Origin of the sequence: Rhizobium sp. PRIMUS64 (assembly GCF_023006465.1) — a bacterium.
GTDB classification, from domain to species: Bacteria; Pseudomonadota; Alphaproteobacteria; order Rhizobiales; family Rhizobiaceae; genus Rhizobium; species Rhizobium leguminosarum.
On record NZ_JALBGX010000001.1, the window covers coordinates 209,681 to 234,849 of the forward strand.

The 25,169-nt window shown below is 59.6% G+C and carries 22 protein-coding genes; 14 read left to right on the forward strand and 8 right to left on the reverse strand.

Going from position 1 to position 25,169, the window contains the following annotated elements:
* Position 1: 1 nt before the first annotated feature.
* Positions 2 to 1,411, forward strand: coding sequence for an FAD-binding oxidoreductase (locus MOV76_RS00985; protein ID WP_018245572.1), 1,410 nt, complete (start codon positions 2 to 4; stop codon positions 1,409 to 1,411).
* Positions 1,408 to 1,989 (forward strand): NAD(P)H-dependent oxidoreductase, encoded by a 582-nt coding sequence (locus MOV76_RS00990; protein WP_018245571.1) that lies wholly within the window; start codon positions 1,408 to 1,410, stop codon positions 1,987 to 1,989. Before MOV76_RS00985 ends, MOV76_RS00990 begins: the two co-directional genes overlap by 4 nt.
* A 122-nt stretch (positions 1,990 to 2,111) precedes the next feature.
* Here MOV76_RS00990 and MOV76_RS00995 read toward each other — a convergent pair whose 3' ends face one another.
* Positions 2,112 to 2,501 carry a RidA family protein gene (locus tag MOV76_RS00995; protein ID WP_018245570.1) on the reverse strand — a complete coding sequence of 130 codons (390 nt, stop codon included), beginning with the start codon at positions 2,499 to 2,501 and terminating at the stop codon, positions 2,112 to 2,114.
* A 265-nt stretch (positions 2,502 to 2,766) separates the two neighbouring features.
* Entirely contained in the window at positions 2,767 to 3,591 is an 825-nt protein-coding gene (locus MOV76_RS01000; RefSeq protein ID WP_408987975.1) for a 3-keto-5-aminohexanoate cleavage protein, read from the reverse strand.
* 109 nt (positions 3,592 to 3,700) lie between these two features.
* Between MOV76_RS01000 and MOV76_RS01005 the strand changes: the two genes are divergently transcribed.
* From MOV76_RS01005 to MOV76_RS01035, 7 genes are all read left to right on the forward strand, one after another.
* Positions 3,701 to 4,591 (forward strand): MurR/RpiR family transcriptional regulator, encoded by an 891-nt coding sequence (locus MOV76_RS01005; protein WP_112906829.1) that lies wholly within the window; start codon positions 3,701 to 3,703, stop codon positions 4,589 to 4,591.
* Entirely contained in the window at positions 4,588 to 5,919 is a 1,332-nt protein-coding gene (locus MOV76_RS01010; RefSeq protein ID WP_018245567.1) for an aspartate aminotransferase family protein, read from the forward strand. Before MOV76_RS01005 ends, MOV76_RS01010 begins: the two co-directional genes overlap by 4 nt.
* 524 nt (positions 5,920 to 6,443) lie before the next feature.
* Positions 6,444 to 7,193: a glutamine ABC transporter substrate-binding protein GlnH gene (glnH, locus tag MOV76_RS01015; protein WP_018245566.1), complete on the forward strand. Its 750-nt coding sequence runs from the start codon at positions 6,444 to 6,446 to the stop codon at positions 7,191 to 7,193.
* A 65-nt stretch (positions 7,194 to 7,258) separates the two neighbouring features.
* Entirely contained in the window at positions 7,259 to 7,915 is a 657-nt protein-coding gene (gene glnP / locus MOV76_RS01020; RefSeq protein ID WP_018444690.1) for a glutamine ABC transporter permease GlnP, read from the forward strand.
* Positions 7,912 to 8,640 carry a glutamine ABC transporter ATP-binding protein GlnQ gene (gene glnQ / locus MOV76_RS01025; protein WP_026188685.1) on the forward strand — a complete coding sequence of 243 codons (729 nt, stop codon included), beginning with the start codon at positions 7,912 to 7,914 and terminating at the stop codon, positions 8,638 to 8,640. Before glnP ends, glnQ begins: the two co-directional genes overlap by 4 nt.
* Entirely contained in the window at positions 8,630 to 9,676 is a 1,047-nt protein-coding gene (locus tag MOV76_RS01030; RefSeq protein WP_018245565.1) for a C45 family peptidase, read from the forward strand. Before glnQ ends, MOV76_RS01030 begins: the two co-directional genes overlap by 11 nt.
* A gap of 15 nt (positions 9,677 to 9,691) precedes the next feature.
* Positions 9,692 to 10,615 (forward strand): MurR/RpiR family transcriptional regulator, encoded by a 924-nt coding sequence (locus tag MOV76_RS01035; RefSeq protein ID WP_018245564.1) that lies wholly within the window; start codon positions 9,692 to 9,694, stop codon positions 10,613 to 10,615.
* Between the two features lie 64 nt (positions 10,616 to 10,679).
* Here MOV76_RS01035 and MOV76_RS01040 read toward each other — a convergent pair whose 3' ends face one another.
* Positions 10,680 to 12,557 carry a methyl-accepting chemotaxis protein gene (locus MOV76_RS01040; protein ID WP_018245563.1) on the reverse strand — a complete coding sequence of 626 codons (1,878 nt, stop codon included), beginning with the start codon at positions 12,555 to 12,557 and terminating at the stop codon, positions 10,680 to 10,682.
* Positions 12,558 to 12,986: 429 nt separating this feature from the next.
* On the opposite strand from MOV76_RS01040, the gene MOV76_RS01045 reads away from it, so the two are divergent.
* On the forward strand, positions 12,987 to 13,703 hold the full coding sequence (locus MOV76_RS01045) for a 4'-phosphopantetheinyl transferase superfamily protein (protein WP_018245561.1): 717 nt from the start codon (positions 12,987 to 12,989) through the stop codon (positions 13,701 to 13,703).
* Here MOV76_RS01045 and MOV76_RS01050 read toward each other — a convergent pair.
* From MOV76_RS01050 to MOV76_RS01060, 3 genes are read right to left on the reverse strand one after another with little or no spacing between them, the layout of a single operon-like run.
* Positions 13,676 to 15,028 carry a lysine N(6)-hydroxylase/L-ornithine N(5)-oxygenase family protein gene (locus MOV76_RS01050; protein ID WP_018245560.1) on the reverse strand — a complete coding sequence of 451 codons (1,353 nt, stop codon included), beginning with the start codon at positions 15,026 to 15,028 and terminating at the stop codon, positions 13,676 to 13,678. The genes MOV76_RS01045 and MOV76_RS01050 overlap by 28 nt on opposite strands.
* On the reverse strand, positions 15,025 to 19,017 hold the full coding sequence (locus tag MOV76_RS01055; RefSeq protein ID WP_247263596.1) for an amino acid adenylation domain-containing protein: 3,993 nt from the start codon (positions 19,015 to 19,017) through the stop codon (positions 15,025 to 15,027). Before MOV76_RS01055 ends, MOV76_RS01050 begins: the two co-directional genes overlap by 4 nt.
* Positions 19,018 to 19,036: 19 nt before the next feature.
* Complete coding sequence (locus MOV76_RS01060) at positions 19,037 to 19,255, reverse strand: MbtH family NRPS accessory protein (RefSeq protein WP_018071314.1); 219 nt, start codon at positions 19,253 to 19,255, stop codon at positions 19,037 to 19,039.
* Positions 19,256 to 19,448: 193 nt separating this feature from the next.
* Between MOV76_RS01060 and MOV76_RS01065 the strand changes: the two genes are divergently transcribed.
* From MOV76_RS01065 to MOV76_RS01075, 3 genes are read left to right on the forward strand one after another with little or no spacing between them, the layout of a single operon-like run.
* Positions 19,449 to 20,438, forward strand: coding sequence for a GNAT family N-acetyltransferase (locus MOV76_RS01065; protein WP_018245558.1), 990 nt, complete (start codon positions 19,449 to 19,451; stop codon positions 20,436 to 20,438).
* Entirely contained in the window at positions 20,435 to 21,856 is a 1,422-nt protein-coding gene (locus tag MOV76_RS01070; RefSeq protein WP_193444903.1) for an MATE family efflux transporter, read from the forward strand. The genes MOV76_RS01065 and MOV76_RS01070 overlap by 4 nt, the downstream gene beginning before the upstream one ends.
* A gap of 10 nt (positions 21,857 to 21,866) precedes the next feature.
* A complete protein-coding gene (locus tag MOV76_RS01075) occupies positions 21,867 to 23,054 on the forward strand; it encodes a PLP-dependent transferase (protein WP_247263597.1) in 1,188 nt (395 codons plus the stop codon).
* On the opposite strand, the gene MOV76_RS01080 is transcribed toward MOV76_RS01075, so the two are convergent.
* A complete protein-coding gene (locus MOV76_RS01080) occupies positions 22,945 to 23,604 on the reverse strand; it encodes a sigma-70 family RNA polymerase sigma factor (RefSeq protein ID WP_131714460.1) in 660 nt (219 codons plus the stop codon). The two genes, MOV76_RS01075 and MOV76_RS01080, sit on opposite strands and share 110 nt — an antisense overlap.
* Before the next feature lie 163 nt (positions 23,605 to 23,767).
* On the opposite strand from MOV76_RS01080, the gene MOV76_RS01085 reads away from it, so the two are divergent.
* Positions 23,768 to 24,259, forward strand: a complete 492-nt coding sequence (locus MOV76_RS01085) for a GNAT family N-acetyltransferase (protein ID WP_018444677.1) — start codon at positions 23,768 to 23,770, stop codon at positions 24,257 to 24,259.
* Positions 24,260 to 24,380: 121 nt separating this feature from the next.
* Here MOV76_RS01085 and fhuF read toward each other — a convergent pair whose 3' ends face one another.
* Positions 24,381 to 25,169: a siderophore-iron reductase FhuF gene (gene fhuF, locus MOV76_RS01090; protein ID WP_247263598.1), complete on the reverse strand. Its 789-nt coding sequence runs from the start codon at positions 25,167 to 25,169 to the stop codon at positions 24,381 to 24,383.

Sequence of the window (25,169 nt, forward strand, 5' to 3'; positions counted from 1 at the left end):
CATGGCCGATTATCAGAAGATCAAAAAGGAACTCGAAGGCATCGCCGTTGAGGACAATCCGGCGCTGGTTCGCCAGAAGAGCCGGGATTTCTATTGGTATTCGCCTGTACTCAAAGCCCAGCTCGACAATGTGACGGCCGATATCGTCGTCACACCGAAGACCGAGGAAGAGGTCATCCGGACGCTGAAGGTCGCCTTTGCCCATGGCGTGCCGGTCACGCCGCGCGGCGCCGGCACCGGCAATTACGGCCAGGCCATGCCACTTTCCGGCGGCATCGTTCTCAATCTTGCAGCCATGGACAAGATCAAGGAGATCCATCCCGGCCGCGTCATCTGCGAACCGGGCATCGTGCTTGCCCAACTCGACAAGCAGACCAAGGCCCATTCCGGCCAAGAGCTGCGTTTCCACCCCTCCACCGCCCAGACGGCGACGGTCGGCGGCTTCATCGCCGGCGGTTCTGGCGGCGTCGGCTCGATCACCTGGGGCGGCTTGCGCGACCTCGGCAACATCCTGCGGCTGCGCGTCGTCACCATGGAGGCCGAACCGCGCGTCCTCGATCTCACCGGCTGGGATCTCCAGAAAGTGAGCCATGCCTACGGCACGAACGGCATCATCACCGAGATTGAGATGCCGCTCGCACCTGCCTATGACTGGGTCGATGTGCTCGTCGGCTATGACGACTTCATGGAAGCGGTGCGCTTCTCCGACGCGCTGGCGAAATGCAACGGCATCCTCGTCAAGGAGATCGCGCCGATCGCCGCTCCCATTCCTTTCGATTATTTCACCCGCCACAAGCCTTACATCCGTCAGGGCCAGTCGATCGTCGTGCTGATGATTGCGCCGCACTCCATGGATGCCTTTCTTGCCTTCACGGCGGCGCAGAAGGGCGAGATCATGTTCCGCTCCGACAAAGTGGAAAGCATGCGCGGCATTCCGCATGCCTATGAGCTTGCCTGGAACCACACGACATTGCGTGCGCTGAAGGTCGACCCGAGCTTCACCTATCTGCAGGTGCAATATCCAGGCCCGGACCATGTCGCCAAGGTGCGGAAGATGGTCGAAATTTTCGGTGACGAAGTGCCAGGGCATCTCGAATTCATCAAGTTTGACGGCCAGATCCAGTGCTCCGGCCTGCCGTTGGTCCGCTATACCACCGAAGAGCGGCTGGAAGAGATCATCAAGATCCACCAGGACAATGGATGCCCGATCTTCAACCCGCACCGCTATACGCTTGAAGAAGGCGGCATGAAGCGCACCGACGCTGTTCAGCTTGCCTTCAAGCAGGAAACCGATCCGAAGGGCCTGCTCAATCCCGGCAAGATGATTGCGTGGGAAAATCCTGATTTCGATTTCAACGCCGGCAAGAACTATCTCTTCCCCGGCCTGGCGGCCCTGATGGAGGCTTCATGAGGGTTCTCGTCCTCCACTCTCACCCGGTCGAGGAAAGTTACGGCAAGGCGCTTTACCGGCAGACCGTCGAGAGCCTTGAGAAGGCCGGGCATATGGTGGACGCCTGCGACCTCTATGAAGAGCAGTTCGATCCGGTGCTCTCGCGCCACGACCGGCTCGTCTATCACGACTATCCAGAAAATCTGAAGCTGGTGGCGCCCCATGTCGACCGGCTCAAAGCGGCCGAGGGGCTGGTGATCTGCACCCCGATCTGGAACTTCGGCTTTCCGGCTATCCTGAAGGGATATTTCGACCGTGTGTGGCTACCGGGTGTTTCCTTCCAATTGGTCAACGGCAAGGTAGAATCGCGGCTGCGCCACATCCGCAAGCTCGCAGCCGTCCTGACTTACGGGGCAACGCCCTTCCGCGCCTTCGCCGCCGGCAACCCGCCGAAGAAAATCGTCAAGCGCGTGCTGAGGGCGCAGATCAATCCGGTGAGGCCGGTGACGTTCCTCGCCCATTACGATATGAACAATTGCACGCCAGAGACGCGGGCAAAATTCCTCACCCGCGTCGGAGACGCGATGGAGCGATTCTAGAGCAATTCGAGCAAAAGTGTGCCGCGGTTTTGCCAGGCAAAGCGCGAAGCGCTCTTGCCGGGAATTGCGTGAAAACAAAGAGGTAGAGCATCTCGGTGCTTCGAAGAAAAAACGGAAATGCTCTACAAGATTTTCGCGGCCGTCACCTCGACCTCGACGAGGAACTCAGGGCGCGTAAAACCGCCGATGACGAGCAAGGTGGAAACCGGCTTCGGATCGAGCGTATAGCGATCCCGGACAGCCATATAGGCCGGGAAATCCTCACGGCGGGTGACGAAGCCCGAAATGCGGATCACATCGGCAAAACTCATCTCTGCCTCCTGCAGAATCGCCTTGATCGCCTCGAAGCAGAGTTCCGCCTGAGCAGTGATGTCGCTCGGAACAGCATCATCGAGACCGATACCAAGCTGGCCCGACGTGACCAGGAGCGATGCGCCGGGCGGCACGAGCAGGCCGTGATTGTAATTTCCAAAAGGCCGGCGTACCGACGCCGGATTGAAGGTCTTCTTCATCGCTGAACTTTCCCGTAGGTCTGCAGATGCCGACCCTACAAGATGCAGCGGGATATGAGAATATCGCTGCCGCCCATAATGTCTTGCGACAAGAGGCAGGACGATCGCCTTGATGGGATACGAAACGCAGACCCCGTAATTCAGCGGTACGCCATAGGAGAAAGGGTGACCTGCCAGGCTTTCGATCCGATGCCACCGCTTTGTGAGCAATCCGCCATTCCTGCCGTAGCCTTTTCTGCAAATGCTGGAACCGCCGGCGCATTGGCTAACTTGCTAGTTTAATCAATCGCTGCCTGAGATCGACGCCGCTTTCCAGTTTGTAATTTAAGCTCTGAACTGTCTGAGACACAGCGATGACAAGATCTTCGTTGCCGGATGCAGCCGCTCCATTGGGAAGCCGGGTATTGTTCTCAAAACCCACCCGCACATTTCCTCCAAACAGCGCGCCCGCTGAAACGCAGGCTGCTTCATGACGGCCGAATGCACAAACACTCCAATGCTCGAAACGTGGAATGCCGGTCGCCAGAAATGGCAGGAGATCGGTCGGCTGCGATGTCTGTTCTGCCGTGTATCGCCCAAGCACAAAGAGCACGGAAATGGTGCGCCAGGGTATGAGGCCGCGCGTCTGCATGTCCGCAAGCACTACAGCCTCGGAGGGATCGTAGAGTATGATCTGGGGGAGTACACCCTCCCGCGCCATCCAGGCCAGGAGATCGGCGAAGGCAGCTTCGAACGAGGTGTCCGGGACAAGTTCCCGTAGCGCGAGTGACACCGCTTCCGGGCATGTCTCCTTGACGACTGCGATCTGCTCGGCCGGCGTATAAGCTCCGAGTGCCTCACTGGTGATCTGCACGACGAGGTCATCACCGACGCGTGACCGGATAGCCGACATCGCCTTCCGGTATGCGTCCGCATCGAGAAGATGGCTGCCATCATTCTTGCGAACGTGGACATGAATCATCGCGGCGCCCGCCTCTTTGCATCGAACGGCGGTCTCGGCAAGCTCCGTTGCTGTCAAAGGAAGGTTCGGATGTTCCAGCTTGGTCTTGCGGCCTCCGTTCGGAGCAACCGCTATTGCGACGGACTTCAAACCAGTCTCAATACTCATGAAAGCGCTCCTCGCCTTGATCCATACGGATCATAGTATACTTTTGTGAAACATATGTTGCAATTGCCTGCAAGGGGATTATAAGTCAGACATGGATCAAGCACCTCTTCGCCAAGCCATCATTGACACGTTTGACAGCATGTCCGCGCAATTGCAGACGGCTTCGCGCTACATCCTGGACCATCCCCGCGATGTCGCCCTCCTTTCCATGCGGGAGCAATCGAAGCATGCCGGTGTCCAGCCTGCGACCATGACCCGCCTGGCAAAACATCTCGGCCTCGACGGATACGACGCGATCCGTGCGATGTATGCCGAGGCGGTGCGTGGCAAGGAGCCCGGTTTTGCCGGAAAGGCCGGGGCTCAGGTCGCCAGCCAGAAGCTCAAGGGCGACCATGCGCTCGCCGCAGACATGCTCGCCTCGATCAGCACCCAGGTCGCCCAGTTGGCGGAGCCACAATCCTTGAACCGGATCGTTGAAGCGGCCACGCTGCTGGCTGCGGCAAGACGGGTCTACTGCCTGGGACTTCGGTCGAGCCATTCAGTCACATGGCAGTTGCATTACATGATGTCGCTGATCGGCGAGAAGTCCGTCATGCTGGACGGTCTGGGCGGAACCGGCGCGGACGCCATCGGGAACGCGCGCATCGATGACGTGCTCCTCGTTGCCAGCGTTCTGCCCTATACCCGCGCGACCATCGAAATCGCCGAATACGCCCACCAAAAGGGCGTTCCTGTCGTTGCCGTGACCGACAGCGAAGTAGCGCCTCTCGCCCAGTTCGCTACCGTCGCCGTGCTCGTCGCTACCGATAGTGCGTCCTTCTTCCATACGATGTCGCCGGCCTTCGCCGTTGCCGAAGTCCTTGGGACTCTCATCGCAGGAAACGCAGGCGAGAAAGCGGTCGAAGCGCTCAGACGGTCCGATGAACTGTTTGCTTCGTTCAAAACTCATCTCAAACCACGGAACCCGAAAAAACGGTCATGACCCATATTCTGCATCGTGCGATCCATTCGAAACTTCCCGTCGCGGTGCGCGGCCAAGGTATCGAAATTTTCGATGCCGATGGAAAAGGTTATATCGATGCGTCGGGAGGAGCGGCCGTCTCGTGCCTCGGCCATGCGCATCCCGCAGTCCTTGCCGCATTGCACGAACAGCTCGACACTATGGCCTATGCGCACACCGGTTTTTTCACGACCGACGTCGCCGAGCGGCTCGCTGACCGGTTGGTCGAAGACGCGCCGCAGGGCCTTGATCATGTCTATCTCGTCAGCGGTGGCTCGGAAGCGGTCGAGGCAGCGTTGAAGATGGCACGCCAGTATTTTGTCGAGATGGGCGAACCGCGGCGCCGGCACATCATCGCCCGTCGTCAGAGCTATCACGGAAACACGCTGGGAGCGCTTGCGACGGGAGGCAACGAGTGGCGGCGTTCGCAGTTTCGGCCTCTTCTGATCGAAACACACCATATCGATCCCTGCTACGCCTATCGGCTGCGGCAAGAAGGCGAAGCCGATGAAGCCTTCGCCGCGCGGTCCGCTCAGCAGCTTGAGGACAAGATTCTCGAACTTGGCGAAGATCAGGTCATCGCTTTCGTGGCGGAGACCGTCGTGGGCGCCACGTCTGGCGCAGTGCCACCGGTTGCCGATTATCTCGAGAAGATTCGTGCGATCTGCGACAGGTATGGCGTCCTGCTTATCCTCGACGAGGTCATGTGCGGGATGGGCCGGACGGGCACGCTTCACGCCTGCGAACAGGATGGTGTCGTCCCCGATCTCATGACTATCGCCAAGGGATTGGGCGGCGGTTATCAACCTGTTGGAGCCGTGCTTCTTTCGGGCAGGATCTTCGACGCCTTCGCCAATGGGTCCGGTTTCTTCCAGCATGGTCACACCTATATGGGCCACCCGATGGCTGCCGCCGCCGGCCTCGCCGTTCAAAACGTCATCCGCAACGAAAACCTTCTGGCCAATGTGGTCGCCATGGGAGATCACCTTGAAACCCGACTGATCGAACGTCTCGGCAACCACAACCATGTCGGCGACATCCGCGGACGAGGATTGTTCCGAGGCGTTGAACTTGTCAGGGATCGGTCCACCAAAACGCCGTTCGATCCATCGGCAAAACTGAACGTTCGCATTAAAAGGGAAGCGATGGCCCGAGGCCTGATGGTTTATCCGATGGGCGGCACGATCGACGGGAAAACGGGCGATCACGTTCTGTTGGCACCGCCCTTTATCGTCACGGACCGGGATATCGACACGATCGTTGAGCGTCTCGGCGACGCGATCGATATGGCGGTTGCCGGCCTGGCGTAGTCCTCCCGGATGGCTTGGCAATCGCATAAACAAGCGATCGGTTTTTCCTGCATTCTTGACCGAAGCCGACCTCGACAGAGGCCGGCTTTTTCTGTCGTGCGCTCGAAACGGTTTTGCGAGGCGTTTCAGACCAGCATTTGCGCCCATGGCCCGGGTTAAGCGACATTGTAATAATTTGTGATCCATTCGTTTCGTGAATAAAATATATGATCTATCTGGATCATTTTTGATCGTCTTGGCCATTTTATGTGCGCGCCCGGAAGGCCGTGTTTTTTACTTCAAGATTTCCTGCACATGCTAACCGCTTGGAATCTCAGAGATCTACCGCCGTGACCGTCTTTGGGCGTCGGGGATCGGATGTTTCCGTTGTTGGCAAGCGGCGCCTTGCTTTTGGTCATTCCTCACACCCTCTCGACACGGCAGTGCAAATTTTGAATGCGACAGCATTAATAATGCAGTCTATATTTGCGTACGTCGATCAAAGGCAAACGCCGAATGCATTTGCCCAAAAAAGGGGAACTCACATGAAACTGAGATTTGGATACCTACTTGGAGCCGCTGTTGCAGCGACAATCGCGTTCTCACTGCCGGCACGCGCCGCCGATCTGGTCGTTGCCACCGATACGGCATTCGTACCGTTCGAGTTCAAGGAAGGCGACAAGTATGTCGGCTTCGACATCGACCTCTGGGATGCTGTCGCTAAGGACATTGGCGTCACCTACACACTGCAGCCGATGGACTTCAACGGCATCATTCCCGCCCTTCAGACGAAACAGGTCGATGTCGGTCTCGCCGGCATCACGATCAAGGACGAACGCAAGAAGGTCATCGATTTCTCCGACGGCTACTATGACAGCGGCTTCCTGCTGATGGTTCCGACGGACAGCGCTATCAAGGGACCGGAAGATCTCAAGGGCAAGACGCTTGCCGTGAAGACGGGAACTTCCGCCACCGATTACGCCAAGGAGAACTTCAAGGATTCAGAACTGCGCCTGTTTCCGAACAGCGACAACGCCTATCTCGAAGTTGCAACAGGCCGCGCCGACGCCGCGATGCACGACACGCCGAACGTGCTCTATTACATCAAGACCAATGGCCAGGGTAAAGTGAAGACCGTCGGTGCCCAGATGATGGCACAGCAGTACGGCATGGCGTTCCCCAAGGGCAGCGAACTTGTCGCAAAGGTCAACGCCTCGCTGGCCAAGCTGAAGGCCGATGGCACCTATACCACCATCTACAAGAAGTGGTTCGGTACCGAACCGCCCAAGAGCTGATCTCCAATACGAGATTATCAGCGCCGGCTCGGCCGGCGCTCCTTCCTCGCATGGAGATGATTTCTATGGAATTCGAATGGTCGGTTGTCTGGCAGGCGCTGCCGGAACTGTTCAAGGGCGCGCAGCTGACGGTCATGATCGCGCTAGCCGGGCTTGTCGGTGGCCTTATCATCGGTATCGTTGCCGGCCTGATGCGCGCCTATGGCAATGTCGTCCTGAACGTGATCGCTTTCATATATGTCGAACTCATCCGTGGCACCCCGATCGTCGTGCAGGTGATGTTCATCTATTTTGCGCTTCCGCTGGTCGCCGATATCAGGATCAATCCGATCACCGCGGCGATCACCGCGATCGTCGTCAATGCCGGGGCCTATATCGCCGAAATCGTCCGGGGATCGTTTCTGTCCATCCACAAAGGACTGAAGGAAGCCGGGCTCGCGCTGGGTCTTCCGCTCTGGAAGGTGCTGTTCTACGTCATAGGACCGCTAGCCTTCCGGCGCATGATCCCGGCGCTCGGAAATCAATTCATCGTCAGTTTGAAGGACACGTCGCTGTTCATCGTCATCGGTGTGGGCGAACTGACCCGCCAGGGCCAGGAAATCATGGCGGCGAACTTCCGCGCCGTCGAAATCTGGTCAGCCGTTGCCGTGTTCTATCTGATCATGACCGGAACGCTGACCCTCATCCTGCGTGTAACCGAGAAAAGGATGCGAATCCTGTGAGCCTCGTCGAATTCAAAAATGTCACCAAGAACTTTGGGCCGATTTCGGTCTTGAAGGACGTCGATCTCAAGATTGACGAAGGTGAGGTCGTCGTGTTGATCGGCCCGTCCGGATCCGGAAAGTCCACCCTGCTGCGTTGCATCAACGCGCTTGAGGAGATCAACGGCGGCGATCTGATCGTTGATGGAATCAGCGTACGGGAAAGCCGTTCCAAGGTCCGGCTGATCCGGCAGGAGGCTGGGATGGTGTTTCAGCAGTTCAATCTGTTCCCGCAGATGACTGCGCTCGAGAATGTTGCGTTTGGACCCCGCAGGGTCCGCAACCTGAGCAAGGCGGACGCAACCGAACAGGCGACGGCGCTGCTTGCAAAGGTCGGGCTAGCGGACCGCGGCCATCATTATCCGTCGGAGTTGTCTGGAGGCCAGCAGCAACGTGTCGCCATCGCTCGCGCCCTGGCGGTCAAACCGAAGCTGATGTTGTTTGACGAACCGACTTCGGCGCTTGATCCGGAACTGCGTCATGAGGTGTTGCGCGTCATGCAGTCGTTGGCCGAAGAGGGCATGACGATGATCGTGGTGACGCATGAAATCGGTTTCGCCCGCAAGGTCGGAACCCGGCTGATCTTCATGGAGAACGGCAACATCGCCGTTGACGGCGATCCGGCCGTTCTCCTCGACAGCCCCGAAAATCCACGCCTCCGCGAGTTCCTGCAGCATGTCCATTGACACAGACTATCGCCTTGCCAGCCTGACCCTTTCGGGAAGCCACTACGATATCGGACGGGGTCTCGGTCGTCATGGCGCGTCCCTCGTTCACGGACACCTCGTCAAGACCTATGCATGGGCGACGGTCATGGCGCTCAGGCACGACGACCGCATACGTGCGGCGAGGTCAGTGGTCGAGGAGCGTTATCCGCAGTATCTGCAGGAACTCTCAGGCCTGGCGGACGGAATGGAGCTGCCCTTCGACGAAGTCTTTGCGTGGAACTGCCGGGGCGACGTCTGGGCGATGGCGCCGGATGGCTGCACCACGGTCCAGATACCGGGTTCATTCCCGGTCATAGCCCATAACGAAGACGGCGATCCGGGGCTGCGGTCGCGATGCGCGCTGGCGACCATCACCCCGAACCAGGGTCAGCCATTCACGGCATTCGTCTATCCGGGATCGATACCCGGCCATACATTTGCGATCAATGGTAGCGGTCTCGTGCTTACCGTGAACAACATCCGCTCAACGCTTGCCGGAGATGGATTGCCGCGGATGGTGCTGAGCCGCGCCGTTCTCGACTGCGCGACGATCGACGCCGCACTGACTTTACTGTCTGAGGCACCGCGCTCCGGCGCGTTCCACTTCACGCTGGCGCAGGCAGGGCAGTCCCGCTTGGTCAGCGTCGAGTTCACGCATGCGAACTGCTCGATCGCGGAAATCGCAAGCCCAGCCGTCCATGCAAATCATCTTGTCCACGTGGAGATGGCATTCGAGCCGCAAATCATAACGGGGTCGTCCGGCTCACGGCAGGAACGTGGTCAGGATATTCTCGATGCAAACGACGAACCGCCGGCACCATTGTCTGTCCTATGGGATCAAGAACATCGCATTCTTCCGATCTACCGCGTCCAGCCGGACGATCCTGATAACGAGAACACCCTTGCGACCGCCGTATTCAAAATCGGCAGGGACAGCGTCGACTGGGCTGTTTATGATAGCGCGGGATCGGCGGCACGTTTCGAAAATACCGGCCTGAAGATCGCGACAATGTGACATCGAGGCAGACGCATGGTTTTGACGGATGGAGCGACTGGATTTGCAAAACCGGCGACAATCGAGGAACTCCGAAACCTCACGGTGAGCATCAACCGTGAGAACGCCAACATCTCTCTCGGCAACAAGGCTCTCGACGTGTTGGCGAAGCTGGTGGACACACCGGAACAGACCGCGGTTCGAACCATTTCCGAACTGGCCGACACCCTCGGGGTGAACCCTTCGACCCTGACGCGACTTTCGCAGAAGCTCGGCTTTACCGGGTTCAGCGATTTGCAAAGTGTTTTCCGCCAGGCGTTTTCCGCTGACGATCGGTACTTCTATAGCCGGCAGGCGGGGCGTCTTCTTTCCACGAAGGAAGACAGCGAGGAGGAGCTGCATATCTTCGACAGGCTCGGTCTCGAGACCAAGAACAACATCGACGGTTTCCTGACGCAGCTTGACCCCAAGTCGCTGCTTGAAGCCGCCGGCCTGCTTGCAAACGCCCGCCGCGTGAGGGTCCACGGTGTCCGTCAATTCCACGCGTTTGCAAGCTTTCTGACCTATGGTCTGGGGATGTTGCGGAGCGACGTCTCGCTTCTGGATGCGCCTCGCCTTGGTGTTGCCGAAGCCTTGGCACAACTCGAGAAGGGCGACGTCGTGGTCGTGGCGAGTTGCGCGCCATACACACGCAGTGTCGCGAACGTGGCAGAAGTCGCAGCCAAACTCGGCCTCGCCGTCATAGCGGTGACGGACACGCGTGCCTCCCCCCTCGTTGGGCCGTCGCAACACGCATTTTTCATTCCCCACACGAGCAGCTTTTTCAGCAATAGCATGGGGGCCTACATCGTGTTCTGTGAAGGTTTGCTCAATCTCGTCGCGCACGAGATGGGTGATCGCGCAATGACAGGTCTTGCTTCGCGAGAAGCGCTGATCAGGTCGATGAAGGTGGAAGTCTAGCCCGGCGTATTTGCCAAGGGCTGTCCAAGTTGTCGCGTGTACCTGATCTGACGTGCGCCGCGCGTCATCTTTGCGTCACGCGCCGCGAAGCGACCAAGTGGATTGGCCTGTTGCCTTCGAAGGCCCGTCCGCTGCGCTGTCCGTCCGCCGCGCCTTTGTCGCCGTCCAATTGAAACTGGTTGACCAGATCCCGCAGACGGCCTGCCTCGGAGGACAATGAGGCAACGGCAGCCGTCGACTGCTCGACCATCGCCGCATTTTGCTGGGTCGCCTGGTCCATCTGATTGACGGCCGTGTTGATTTCGGCAAGTCCCGTCGACTGCTCACGCGCCGATGTGGCAATCGCATCCATGAGTTGGTTGATGTGCACGACGTACTCACCGATCGACTTCAGCGACGTTCCGGTTTCGAGAACCAGTTTCACGCCATTTTCCACGTCAGTTGATGACTTTTGAATAAAGCCCTTGATCTCCTTGGCCGCTTGAGCGGCGCGCTGGGCAAGCTCACGGACTTCCTGGGCGACCACTGCAAAGCCTTTGCCCGCCTCACCCGCACGGGCAGCCTCAACGCCGGCATTCAACGCCAAGAGGTTCGTCTGGAAGGCGATCTCATCAATTGCACTAATGATGTTGGAAATCTGCTGTGAACTTTCCTCGATGCGTCGCATGGCCTGTTCCGCCTCCGAGACCACACTTGCCGACCGCTGAGCGCTGATATCGGCTTCTTTGGCCACATTGCGTGCCTCGTCGGTGCGTTTGGTCGCCATCGTCACATTCGACGTGATCTCGTCCAAGGCTGCGGCCGTCTCCTCGAGAGAGGCGGCTTGTTGTTCGGTACGCTTGGAAAGATCCTGCGCCGCCGATGCAATCTCCCCGGTACCGTTGTCTATGCTGTGTACCGTCTGGAGCACTGCGCCGATCGTCGCGCCCAATTGCCGGAGCGAAGCGTTGAAGTCTTCGCGCAAGGCTTCGTATTCGGCCGCAAATTGCTCCGAAAGCTGGAAGGATATGTCGCCTGCTGCAAGCCGCCGGAGGCCTCCGCCCAATGTCGTGGTCGCGAAGCGCAATTGTTCCGCCTCGCGTTCGGCGCGCTGCTGGGCGGCGGCGCGCGCTGCCTCGCTCTCGCTGCGGGATTCAGCGGCTTCCTTCTCGAGCCTGACGACGTTGAGGGCGTTCTGACGAAAGATTTCGACCGCGCCGGCCATTTCGCCGACTTCATCGGCGCGACCGGCATAGGGAATATCACTGTCAAGATCGCCATCCGACAAGCGCCTCATGGCGGAGGCGATGCTTCGGATCGGGTTGGCGATGCCCGATATCGCAAAGAAGATGCCGGCAATGGCAAGAAGCACGGCCAGCCCTGCGATCGCGGCCGTCAGCATGAAAGCGGATTGCGCAGAATCACCGCTTGCGGTCACAAAGCCTTCGGCCTGGCTGAGAATGAAAGCGACCAGATCCGCCACCGCCTTGTTCACCAGCTCGGCTTGCGGCTCCATATTTTCCTTGAAGAGGCGGATTGCTTCAGGCGTCTTCCCGTCATTTTCAAACGCGGTCATTTGCTCTGACAGCGCGCGATATTTGGCGAGTTCCGGCTTGATCAGATTGATCAGTTCGCGCCCACGCTCGGTGCGCACGCCCTTTTCGTATTCAGCGACAACTTTCTCGAGCGCGGTGCCGGCGGCGTCGATTTTTTGCTGTCCGACCCTCCGCTCCTCCGCTGTGTCCTCCAGGAGATACTGGGCATAGACCGTTTTCAGGTCGAGGAAATTATCCTTGATCTCGCGAGCCGTCACAAGCCGCTGCATCCAGAAGGTCCCGATCTGCTCAGTATTGGCACGAAGTGTCGAGATCGTGCTTAGCGAGACATAGGACAGGCCAATCATGAACAGACTGATGATCGACAGCTTTAAGATCAGAGCTTGCTTGATGCTCGGGCGCTTCATGCGGGTCTCCTCGAAGGTACTTGGGACGACCGGCTTGCCGGTTGATGCCAAGATCTCGCACCAGATTCAATAATTTAGTATTAACTAAACAATGATCCCGCTTTATTTCCTCAGATCTCCTAAGCAGATCCATACTTCCGCGATCAATTCAGCGCCATGCGACTTAAAGTTCCTGGAAATCCAAGGAAATAGCAGCCATGGCGAGCGAAAAATCTCAGCACGTCGGGGCTCGATACCAAGAAAAGGATCGGTCGACATTGATTCGGATCGGCACGATCTCGTCATCTTCGCCATCGAGAACGAGCGCTGGAATGCCAATCGCCTTCAGGACGGGAAACGCCGATCCGCTCACGCAGCTCTCCTGCCGTACGCGACGTCGGCAAGCACCTGCATGCTTGCCAATCGATCCACGGAACACATACTGGGTCCATGCAGCAATCAGAAAACCAACCTGCCGACATTGAAATAGCGCTCTGGCAGTATTCCAAGAACGAAAGCGACTGGAACCGCTGGATGCAGTCGCTTTCATCGGATGAACGGGATCGCGCCGCGACCTATCGGTTTGAACGAGATCGGGCATCGTTCATTGCCGGCCGGTATCTCTTGCGGCAACTGTTGAGCCTGCAGACCGGGATATCGCCGAGCAAGGTCCCATTGTCTCCAGACAGGCACGGCAAGCTGAGGCTTGAGGGTCGTGATAGGCCGCAATTCAGCCTCGCCAATGCCGACGGGCTTGTGGCGGTCGCGGTCGCTTCAGGATGTGATTACGTGGGAATAGACTGCGAACGCGCCGACGCCGAGATCGAAGAGGCGGCAGTGGATAGCTATTGCAGTGCAGACGAACGGCGCTGGCTCGCGGAATTGCCTGCGCGCGAAAGTGCACGGGGCGCCATTGCACTCTGGACGCTGAAGGAGAGCCATCTAAAGGCACTCGGCGTCGGGCTGCGCGTGGATCCTCGCAACGTCGCCTTTTCCTGGAAGGATGGCATCCCTGTCATAACAGGCGGCGATCGCGATCGACGATGGCATCACCGTCTGGTCGAAAGCGGCAGCCAGCACGTCGTCGCGCTGGCTGCTTGCTCTCAATCGGGGCTCCCCGGCATTTCGATACGCCTATTTCAGGACGATAACATGCCGTCCGAATAGCCGGCTCGGAGCTGATGAGGCATTGCGGCAGCGGTCTCCGTCGCCCAGGCCAGTTGCCCATTGTCGGGTTCAGCATCGAAATGCTGCCGGCCGATAAGCGTGTTGACGATGGTTGCGCTGCGCCAGGCCATGAGGCTGAGCTGAGAGTCGGCGATACCGTGCGAATAGCGCCCCGCATTCTGCGCAAACACCCGGTTGGTCCGCGGACCCGTCCACTGCATCGTGTAGTCGTCATTGAGAAGCGGATAGCCGTTTCTGTCGAGCGTTATCCTGTCGCCCAGCGAGCCGAGAGCATCCGGCAATCGGAACCGGTAGCCGGTTGCCAGCACCACCGCATCTGCATGCAGCACCTCGATCCCGCCGTCGAATTGGTTCCTGACGATGAGCCGGTAGGCATTGCCGTTCCGCTCCATCTGGATCACATCGCGATTGGGCGCCAGAGAGGCATTGAGCGTGCTCGGCTCGAGGTAGCGCAACGCATAGAGGCGGCGATAGATCGAGTGAATCGTCGAAATCGACAAGCCGTCGCTGGTCAGGATCGAGTTCTTCAAAGCGGCCTGCTTCTGCTCGCCGCCGAGCTTCAGATAGGCCTGGACGTATTCCGGTGAGAAGACCTGGTTCGAAAACGGCGTATCGTTGATCGGCTCGAAATTATGACGCCGGCTGATCCATGTCAGCTCCGTCATGGAACCGGGATCGCCAAGCAAGGCTTCGACGACCTCGCCGCCGCTTTGACCGCCGCCGACCACGACGATGCGGGCGGTGCCGAGATCGCCGAGACGCGATTTGGCCTCGCTGTTATGAAAGCAATCGGCCCCTAGAAACGGTTTTGCCCAGTCGGGCACGAAGGGTGAAGATCCCGTGCCGATCACCAGGTTTCGCGCTTCTTCCTGTCCGTTGTCGAACCGCAGGAAGAAGCGGTCGTCGCGGTGCTCGACGTCGCGGATTTCCGTGCCAAAGCGCAGGCCGTCCACGCCGTTGGCGACCCAGGCGAGATAACGTGCAAACTCCTGCCGGGGAACGGCCTCATAATTGGCGTTCAGGAAAGCGTAGAGCCTCTTATGGGCAACCAGATAGGAGACGAATGACCAGCGGCTGGTCGGCAGGACCGGGGTGACGAGGTCTTTCAGAAAGGACGATTGCAGCTCGACGCCGGGCATCATCATGCCGGGATGCCAGTCGAAGGAGTCTCGTCGCTCGAAGAAACGGCTTCTGATCTCGGGCACCGACTCGAACAGGCAGGCGAGGCTCAGATTGGAGGGGCCGATGCCGATGCCAGCAATATCCAGCGGCTCGGCATCCCTGCGGGCAAAAGCGACGGTCATGCGATATCCTTCTCTGTTTCCTTGAGACGCAGGGCAAGCCTTGAGTGGAAGGCGGGAGACCCGATCATGTGCAGATGGTTGGTGCCGGTGATGATTTCGGCCGCATGCGCCCGCGGCGACAGGCGGCGCCAGTCGATCAGGTTGAGGCCGCGGTTGAGGCTGTCGTCGGCAGCCCAGGGATAGATCGGTACATCGTGAGGAACGAGCCGGTGCTTGCGGAAGATCAGGGCATTGTCGATCAGCACCCAAAACGTATGCTCACGACTGCTGATATCGGGCCCGTCGTTTGGAAGCGGGTCCTTTTCGTCGCCGACAAAACGCAGGAACTGGTCGTAGGTATCCGCGTCCATCGTCGACAGCAGCCGGTCCCATTCGGGACGCATCGCCGTTCTTCCAAGCCATGCCTGCACGTCTCGATGAAGCTCATCGCGCTCGCCGGGCCGGAACCTCGGCTTTGCGCCGATCGCAAATTCCGATCCGAGATCGCAAACATCGACCATCGCCATCATCCTGACGTCGACCTGATCACCGAGGGCGCGGGCAGCCTCGTAGGCCAGAAGCCCGCCCCAGGACCAGCCGAGGAAATAGCAGGGCGCGCCCTGACTGTGTGTCCCGATATAATCGACATAGCTCTCGATGATCTCTTCGACCGGAGCGCCGACTGCCTTTTTCTCGGAGAGCGAGTGGCATATGAAGCCGGTCGCCGGCTGATCGGCTCCGAGATAGTCGACGAGCTTGACATATTCGCGGGTGCTGACGAGAAGCCCCGGGAAGCAGTAGAGCCGCGGCTTGGCGCCGGAAGCGCGCAGCACGATCACCTCGGAGAGATCCCGTTGATCCCCCTGCTCCATCACGCCGGCAAACGAGCGAATGGTCGGGTTGTTGAAGATATCGGCGACGATGAGCGGGGTTTTCGGCCGGCGCTGCCGGAGCAAGGAAAGAATACGGATCGCTCCGAGCGAATTGCCGCCGATCGCGAAGAAATTGTCCTCGACGCTGATTGCTTCCAACTTGAGTACCTGCCGCCAGACATCCAGCACCTCTTCTTCGAGCACGGTTGCCGGCTCGACGATTGCGCGCTTGACCGGTTGTGGCGCCGGCAGCGCAAATCGATCGAGCTTGCTGTTCGGATTGGTCGGCATTTTTTCCAGTTCGACCACCGCAGCCGGCACCATATAGGACGGCAAGCTGCGTTCGAGGGCGGTGCGGGTCGTCTCGACGTCAAGCGTCTCGTCTTTCTTCGGAACGACGTAGGCAACGAGCGCCTTTTCACCGCCGGCATCGTCATCGCGCAGGACGACCAGAGCCTCGCCGACGCCGGGTTGCTGCAGGAGCGCCGCTTCGATCTCGCCGAGCTCGATCCGGTAGCCACGAAGCTTCACCTGATGGTCGACACGACCGACGAATTCGACGGTTCCGTCATCACGCCAACGCGTCAGATCGCCGGAACGATAAAGCCGGCCGCCCTCCGTGAAGAACGGATCGGGGATGAAGCGGTCCGCCGTCGTATCCGGCTTGCCGAGATAGCCGCGTGCGATGCCCTCACCACCGATATAGAGTTCGCCTGTCACGCCGATCGGGCACGGATTGAGGTCAGGGTCGAGCACATAGACGCGCCTTAACCCGACAGCGCGACCGAGGGGAGCATAGACCCCCTGGAACTTCGTGCCCGCCCTCACCTTCCAGACCATCGGCGTCATGATGGTTTCGGTCGGCCCGTAGCCGTTGATCAGCCATTCCGATTTCAGCGCCCGCGACAGCAGATCGAAGGTCGGTTGCGCCAGCCCCTCGCCACCGAAGGAATAAAGGCGCATTGGGGGCGCGCCGTCTGAAATATCAGCCCATTCCGCCAGCTGCTGCAGATAGGTTGTGGGAATGCTGGCATTGTTGGCGCCGTGCTTGCGCATGGCCGTCAATGTCTCTTCCGGCGTCCACAGTGGCTGATCGGGAAGGATGATACTGCCGCCCTCCATCAGCGGGTTCATCCATCGCTCGTGCCCGCCGTCCGAACTGAAAGGCAGGAACGGCAGCTCACGGGACGCCGAGCTCATGCCATAGACACGCGAGGTGTTCTGCAGATGGTGCGTCAGCGGGCCGTGCTCGACGGCCACGCCCTTCGGCAATCCGGTCGATCCGGAGGTATACATGACATAGGCCAGCTGATCCTTGTGAGTGGGAATATCGAGCGGCGTATCCGGCTCGCCGTCGAGGTCGATCTTGTCGAGGTCGAGGATAGTGGCGTCGAGCTCTTCCGGCAGCCGATGGCGAAGCCAGCTGTGGGTCAGAACGATTTTGACACCGCCATCGCGCAGAATGTGATGGTTGCGTGCCGGCGGATGGTCGGGCTCGACCGGGATATAGGCGCCGCCCGCCTTCAGCGTCGCGAGGATCCCGACGATTGCCTCTGGCGAGCGCTTGATGAAGATGGCGACCGTCACCTCGGCGCGAACACCCAGCTGACGCAACCGATGTGCGAGACGGTTGGTGCCGGCCTCTAGCCAGCCATGGCTCCATTCCTCGTCACCGTAGACAATCGCCGTCTTCTCCGGCGTCTGGCGCGAATGGGCTGATATCAGCTCGTGGACCGGCCTGTCATCGTTGACCACGTCATCTTCGTAGGGCGCCGACAACTGGTCGAGCTCGTCGCTGCCCACAAGTTCGATGTCCTTGATCCGCACGTTCGGCCGCGCAACGATCTGCTCGAGCACAAGGATGAAATGCCGGGAGACACGGGCAATCACGGCGCTGTCATAGAGATCCTGTGCATAATCGATCAGCCCGGATGCAGCACCATCCAGACCTGCTTCGATCACCAGGGAAAGCTCGCTGTCGGCGCGCGCGCCCAGGGGCTCCAGATTTGTTGCGTGCCCGGGGATCGGATACGGCTCGCGGAATTCGAACAGGGCTTTGACCACGGCTTCCTGGGCCGCCGCTTCGTCGACGACCAGTTCCTGGGTGATGCGCTCCAGCGGAACCAGCCGGCGAAGCCCCTCCTGCGTTACCGAAGTGATCGCAGAGATGACATCGTCGAGCGAATTTCTGGATGTTAGCGATAGGGTGAGGGGAAGGATCTGTTCGGCACGGCCGCGGTTCGCAAGGTGGTCCTTCTGCGGCCGCGCGATCAGGAGCCCGGTCAGCAAAGCGTAGTTGCCGCTGTAGCGTGCCAGCAGCGCGCAAAAGGCGGCATGCAACACGCGCTCGACCTGATATCCCTTTTGCTGCACATGTCGATCGAGCTTTTCCCAGAGACCGGGCTCGATCGAAAATCGATGCTGAGCGCGTGCCACACCTGCCAGCCCGCCACTGTTGAAGCGGGTGGGAAAGGTCGTGGCCGCGTAGTCGAGGCCGATCGTTTGCCGCCAGTAGGAGAGGGATTGCTGCGCCTGCTCTGTCTGCAGCCAATCGGCCTCTCGCGTTCCGGCCAAGATATCTGGTAGCTGCGTATCGCGGGTGGGTCCGCCATCGAGACTTCGCGTCAGGGAGCCGGTAAGAATCGACTTCTCGCGATCGTCTGAGATGATTGGATGAATCACGATCGTCAGAAGCGACTGTCCATCCGCAAGCAAGACAATCTGAACACGTGCCGGCGGACCGGCAAGAAGATCGAAGCGTCTGTCGCGGAAGGCTTTCTGTGCGGTCAATGCATGCTGCTCGGCAAGCGCAGCACCTTCACCGACAATCTCGATCGGTACAGCATTTAGTGTGCCGCAGTACTGTTCGACGCGCCCGCCCGCCAGCCGGCGGAACCGGGTGGCAAGGGAGGGATGTTGCGCCACCAGCGTCCGGCAGGCGCCGGCAATCGTCTTGACGTCGAACGCCGGGCTCAATCGCAGCGAAATGACCTGGTCGGGAAAGACCGTGTAGTTGCCGATCTGCTCCAGCGACCAGATACGCTTCTGGGCGATCGTCAGTGGAAAGCTCTCGAAGACCGCGTCCGTTGCGATATCGGTCGGGTGGGCATCTGCGAAGTTTGTGATCTGCTTGTTCATCCGTGTCATCCAGCCGGTTTCAGAGACGCGCGTCGCCGGCGATTGCCGAGCGCAAAGAGAGAGGGCGCGGGTCCGCCCAGACGTCACGGATATGCGCCAGGCATTGCTGGCGCGAACCGGCAAAGCCCGCCGGCTCCCAGCCCAAGGGAATCCGCTTGTCCTGCGGCCAGACCGAGTAGCGACGCTCGGTGTCGATGACGGCGATCCAAAGATCGTCGTGAGGCTCAAGATTATCCATTCGCAGCTCCTGCGGTGATGATGGTCATGCGCAAGTGACGGATCCGGCAGGCTGCAGTTTAGAAAATTGATGAGAATTTTTTTCTTCGCTTATCCCTAAATCCGGCCGGAGATGGATCGTCATTCTACCAAATCGACGCAGGAGCTTTCTTCATGCTCGCAGCGCTAAAAGCCCGACCGGCAAGGAGAACATCATGGATTTCGACGCCGCCAAACAAAGGCGCGCTTTGCAGTCGCGCAGCTACATCAGCCTTGCACCCAATCTCATTCACCTCAAGACCGCCTACGGCCACCACGAAGCCGCATTCGAGGTCGAGGCCGGCATAGCGTCGGTGACCTTCTATCATGGGGATCCGGTGCAATCGCCGGAGCTTCTGATGGCGGCCGCCGAAGCGGTGACGGCACAAGATCGCTCGATTACATCAGTCGTCTTCGAAGGGCATCAGACAAGCCTTCCCAGACACATTGCCGGCACAGGCGGAAGGCTCGATTCGGCGATCCTATGGCAATGGCCATCGCTCTGGCTGCCGCAGCTGTCCTATCCGCTGCCGCCCGTGCAGGAGATGACCGCGGGCCGGTATCATCCGCGCCGACCTGCAAAGCCGAAGGGCACGGTCTACCAGCGTTTCATCCCCTGGCTGGAACGGGAAATAGCCTTCACCGTGGCCGATGCCGAGACCGATCTTGCAGCATTTCATCGCTGGATGAACGACGAACAGGTCAACACGATCTGGGAGGATGCAGGCTCGATCGGCAAACATCGGGAGATTCTGGAGGAGAGGATCGCCGATCCGCATGTCCTGCCGCTGATCGGCAGTTTCGCGGATATCCCTTTCGGCTATTTCGAAGTCTACTGGGCAAAGGAGAACCGTCTCGGTCCCTTTTACGACGCCGACGACTATGATCGTGGATGGCATGTGGCGATCGGCGAGCCCGATTATCGCGGCAAGAAATGGATCAGCGCATGGCTTCCTTCGCTGATGCATTTCATCTTCCTCGACGATCCGCGCACGAAGCGCATCGTCGGCGAGCCGCGCGCCAGTCACGAACAGCAGATCCGCAACCTCGACCGCTCGGGTTTTGCCAAGGTCAAGCATTTCGATTTTCCGCACAAGCGGGCGCTCCTCGTGATGCTCGGCCGCGAGCGCTTCTTCGGTGATCGTCTCTGGGTGCCCGCGTCATGAACGACATGAGCGACGCAAGCGGCAGCTTTCGGAGACGGCAGCGCCTCGCACCGGAGGACCTTGCCAGTCCCCAGCTTTTCAGACTGCTGCTTCGGCTTGGACTGCCGGCAATGTTCGGCCTGTCGATCAACGCCGCCCATCACACGATCAACATGATCTTCATCGGAATGATCGGTGAGGACCAGATCGCGGCGATCATGATCGTCCTGCCGGTCCTCATGCTCGTCGCCGCCTTCGGCGAAGGGATCGGCGTCGGTGTCGCAACCGAGGTCGGGCGGACGCTCGGAGCCGGCAACCGATCCCGGGCTGGCGCCATTGCCTCCGTTAGCCTTGCTGCCGGCGTCGCCTTCGGCGCGGCAAGCGCCATCGCAATCCTCGCATTTCCAGATTTGCTGCTGTTCGGCGCCACGCCTGCCCTTCAGCCGCTCGCGCAGCAATATCTGATGATCATTGCGGTCTCGGTGCCGCTGACGATGGCGCAGATCATTCTCGATTTCCTGGCGATCGCAGAGGGCAATGCCCGCTTCAGCATGTGGACGCTGGTCGCCTGCTTTGCGCTGAACATGATCCTCGATCCGATCATGATCTTTGGCTTCGGCCTCGGCCTGCAGGGCGTTGCGATCGCAACCATCCTGTCCCAACTCGTCGCACTTTGCATTTATGCTGCTTACCACGCCAGACGACTTGGGACGGTCCGGCTGGCGTTTGGCTGGCGGTGGAGAGATATCGGTTATCTCAGGCCTGTCCTTGCTGTGGGCGCGCCGACGACGCTGACCAGTCTCGCAACCGCAGGCGCGATTGCGGCAATGGTGTCGCTCGCCGGCACCTATCACGGAGAAGCCGGCATTGCCGGTGTCGGGATTGCCTTGCGGCTGCTTGCTATGGGAACACTCCCCGTCATCGGTATTTCACTCGGGGCCCAGTCCATCCTGAGCTTTGCCTGGGGTCGAGGCGATACAGTCCGAGTGCTGTCGGCAGCCCGCATCCTGACAGCGGTCACTACTGCGGTGAGTGGCACTTACGGGCTGGCCGCGCTCGCCTTCTCCGAACAGCTTGCCTCGTTTTTCACCGACGATGCGACGGTGATCGGGATCGCGGGGCAGGTGATCATAGCAACCCATCTTCCCCTTCTGCTGTTCGGCCTGCGGCAAACGGTGCTGATCCTCTTCCAGGCTCAGGGCAGACCGAAAGCGGCGGTTGCCATCGGCCTGGCGCAGAATGGCTATCTTCTCTTTCCGCTGCTGGCTCTCCTGCCGCCGTACTTCGGCTTTTCAGGCTTGCTGGCAGCAACGTTCCTGGCTTCTACCCTGACCGGCCTGCTGTCGGCCGTCTGCCTGATGAGGACGTTCAGCGCGCTCCGGCAGCGCGCTGCCGATCATCTGACCTCCATCCGTCCATATCCCAGCTTTTGTCCATGAGAGGATGACCATGAACCAGTCGATCAACCCGCACGACCTTGGCGCCCATGCGGCCGCTGACGATCTCTTTACGCCTGTCGATCCGGCGGCATTCAACGCCGTGTCTCCGCCGATCTTCCAGACGTCGCTCTTCACCTACGACAGTTACGAGGCGATGGAGGATGTCTTCGCCGGCCGCACTCGCAACTACATCTATTCGCGCGGCGACAATCCGACCGTCCGAGAATTCGAACTCCTGGTCGCCCGCCTCGAGGGCGCAGAGGATGGACGCGCTTTCTCGAGCGGAACGGCCGCCATTACTTCGACAATTCTCAGTCTCGTTGAGGCGGGAGACCGGGTCGTTGCGGTTCGCCATCTCTACAACGATGTCTACCGCCTTCTGGTGAAGCTGCTCGGCAGGCTCGGTGTCGCGGTGGACTTCGTCGATCCTGCCGACCACGACGAGGTCCGCAAGGCCCTGTCGGGCGCCAAGCTGCTCTACCTCGAAAACCCCACATCCTTCGTCTTCGAGCTTCAGGACATTGCGGCGCTGTCGGCCATGGCAAAGGAGGCCGGTGTTACCACAATCATCGACAATTCCTGGGCAACGCCGCTCTTTCAAAAACCGATCCAGCATGGCGTCGATATCGTCATTCACGCCGCCTCGAAATATCTCGGCGGTCACAGCGATACGGTCGCCGGCGTCGTCGTCGGCTCGAAGGAGGCCATCGCCAGGATCAATTCAATATCCTACCCCTATGTCGGCGCCAAACTGTCACCGTTCGAGGCCTGGCTGCTGCTGCGCGGCATGCGCACGCTTCGTGTCCGTCTCAAGGAGCACGAGCGCAGCGGGCTATTGTTGGCCGGGCGGCTGAAGGAACATTCTGCGATCGCACGCGTTCGTCACCCGGCATTCCAGGAGCATCCCGGACGGGCAACGCTCACGGGTTATGCCGGGCTGTTCGCCTTCGACCTCAATCCCGATATCGATGTCGCCCGTTTTGTGAATAGCCTTCGCGATATCCGCCTCGGTGTCAGCTGGGGGGGACCAGAAACGCTGGTGGTCCCCGCCAAGGTCGCGTTGCAGATCCCCGACCGGATGACCTCCTTCATCCGGTTCGGTGTGAGCGAGCAGACGGTTCGTTTCGCCGTTGGCCTGGAAGAGCCGGAACTGTTGTGGAGTGATTTGCAGCAGGCGCTGCACGCCGCGAAGCGGTAGGGTCCTGTCGGTGCGCATGGTCGGGGCGGGAAGCAGGCTCAGTAATTGCCAGATGGCAATGCTCCTCTGCCGCCTTGATCATGAAGTTGACGAGGGTCCTTGAGACGCCGAGTTCGGCTGCAATATCCTTCTGCGGCACGCCGTTGAGGCGATGGCGAATGAAGGCATCGTTGGTTCGCTTCGGCAGCGCCTCTAGCGAAGCAAGCACATTGCGCAAAGTCTCGGCGGCGACAAGCTGGTCGAGCACGGTGGGGATGGGAGCCGTGATCTCCTGAACCTGGTCGATCGACCTATAGTTGTTCATCTGCTGACGTCGCCGGCGGCTCTCGTCGAGTGCGAGATTATAGACCATCCGGAAGGCGTAACCGATCGGGCAACGAATGCCGTCGGTTTTGACTCCATAGGCTTTAATGACTCCATCCTGAAATATATCCTCGGAATATGACTTTGATTTGACAACGCTTTCAATCGTTTTGAGGAGTTTTTCCTTGTTTTCGATCATGGCGTTGACCACGGCATTTCCGTTCACATCACGATGCAATGTGTGCATTGTCCTGTACCCTTTTTACAAATGGAAAATCAGGCTCTGTCGGTGCTGGTCGATGCGGTCTTGGCGTTCCTTTTTCGAGGAAAGTACACGATTTGATTGCAGTGTCTATTTTAAGGTGATAACAAGAGTCAAGTTTAAATCGACCTGATGAAAGCGAGAAAAAATGGGAAGGACAGTGGAGATCCTGACGGGCAAGGCGGAGCTCTGCCGATCGATCATGGGGGCTTTGCCCGACTGGTTTTCAGAACCTGAGGTCATCGAAGCGAGCGCTCAGGCGATCGAAGACCTACCGGTGTTCGGCTATGTCGAAGCCGACGTCGTGACTGCGTTGATGGCCTTGAAGCCGCACCCGCCCGGCGCCGTCGAGATCGCGCTGATTGCGACACGACCCGAACATCACGGTCGCGGCGCCGGACGCCATCTCATCGATGCGGCCGAACGTTTCGGCCATGAATCGGGTGCCCGACTGCTGACCGTCAAGACTCTCGCCCCGCGCGACCGCGACGAACCGCAGTTCGAGGCGACGCGGCGCTTCTATGACCGGAACGGCTTTGTGCGGGCGGAGGTCTTTGCAAAGCTCTGGCACGAGGATCATCCATGCCTGTTCATGGTCAAGCCGCTCGCCGACGTTGAGGCAGGTGAAGCCGTGTTTTGAGGCGACAGGACTTTCTGCCTGGCGCGTTGGCAATGAGCAGCGCGGTACATCGGAGCGGCCCTTCTCGTCATCGCCGACTGCCATCCATCGTCTCTTCAGGACCTTGGCGAGCCGATAGGAGCTAATGGCGCCCTTCCGGCAGCGGACACGCTTCGCCGCAGCCACCCACGCCCGGCAGATTGTAGCGCAGGCAGCAGACCTTTCGGCGAGCGAACTCCAGTCCGCATTGCTGGCGCGCTATGCGGATCATGCCCAACATCGGATTACGCCCGCCGCATGGCCATGCAGCTTCTTCAAGCAGCGCCAGGCCGCCTTCGACGAGGCCGGGCTCGTGACGATGGGCGAGCTCCTTGAGAATCCAGGAGAGATACGCCGCGACATTGTTCCAGAGAAGCTTCGGAGCGACGCCGGCATTGGCGGCGATCGCCGCGATCACCGGTTCGGCGTGGCGGCGCATCAGCCGGTGAAGCTCGTCGGCGGGATCGGTGGTAACGTCTGGTCTTTCGGACATCACGAATGCTTCCGGCTCGCCCGTATGCTCGTTGCAGACGAGCGAAAGCCGGTCGATCTCCAACGGCAGCCCGATCCGGTGCACGAACATGTGGAGGCTGGGGGCGATCGTCAGCATGCTGAAATAGTAGAGCGTCCACATGGAGACGATCGCACGACGGTCGCTGCCTGGAAACTTTTGCGCATATCGGCCAATGATTTCGTCAAAGATTGCCCGGTCGCAAAGATCCCTGCAGGGAATGACGATGCCCGTCTGCGGTGGAGAACTGAGCAGCTTGCCGCGGCAATAGGAGAACGGGCCGTCGCCCACCAGGCCGTCGAGGTCGACGGCCTGGTGGGCGACGGGATGATCAGCGACCAACGTCGCGGGCTGGAGCGCTCGGGTCGTCTCCGGCGCCAT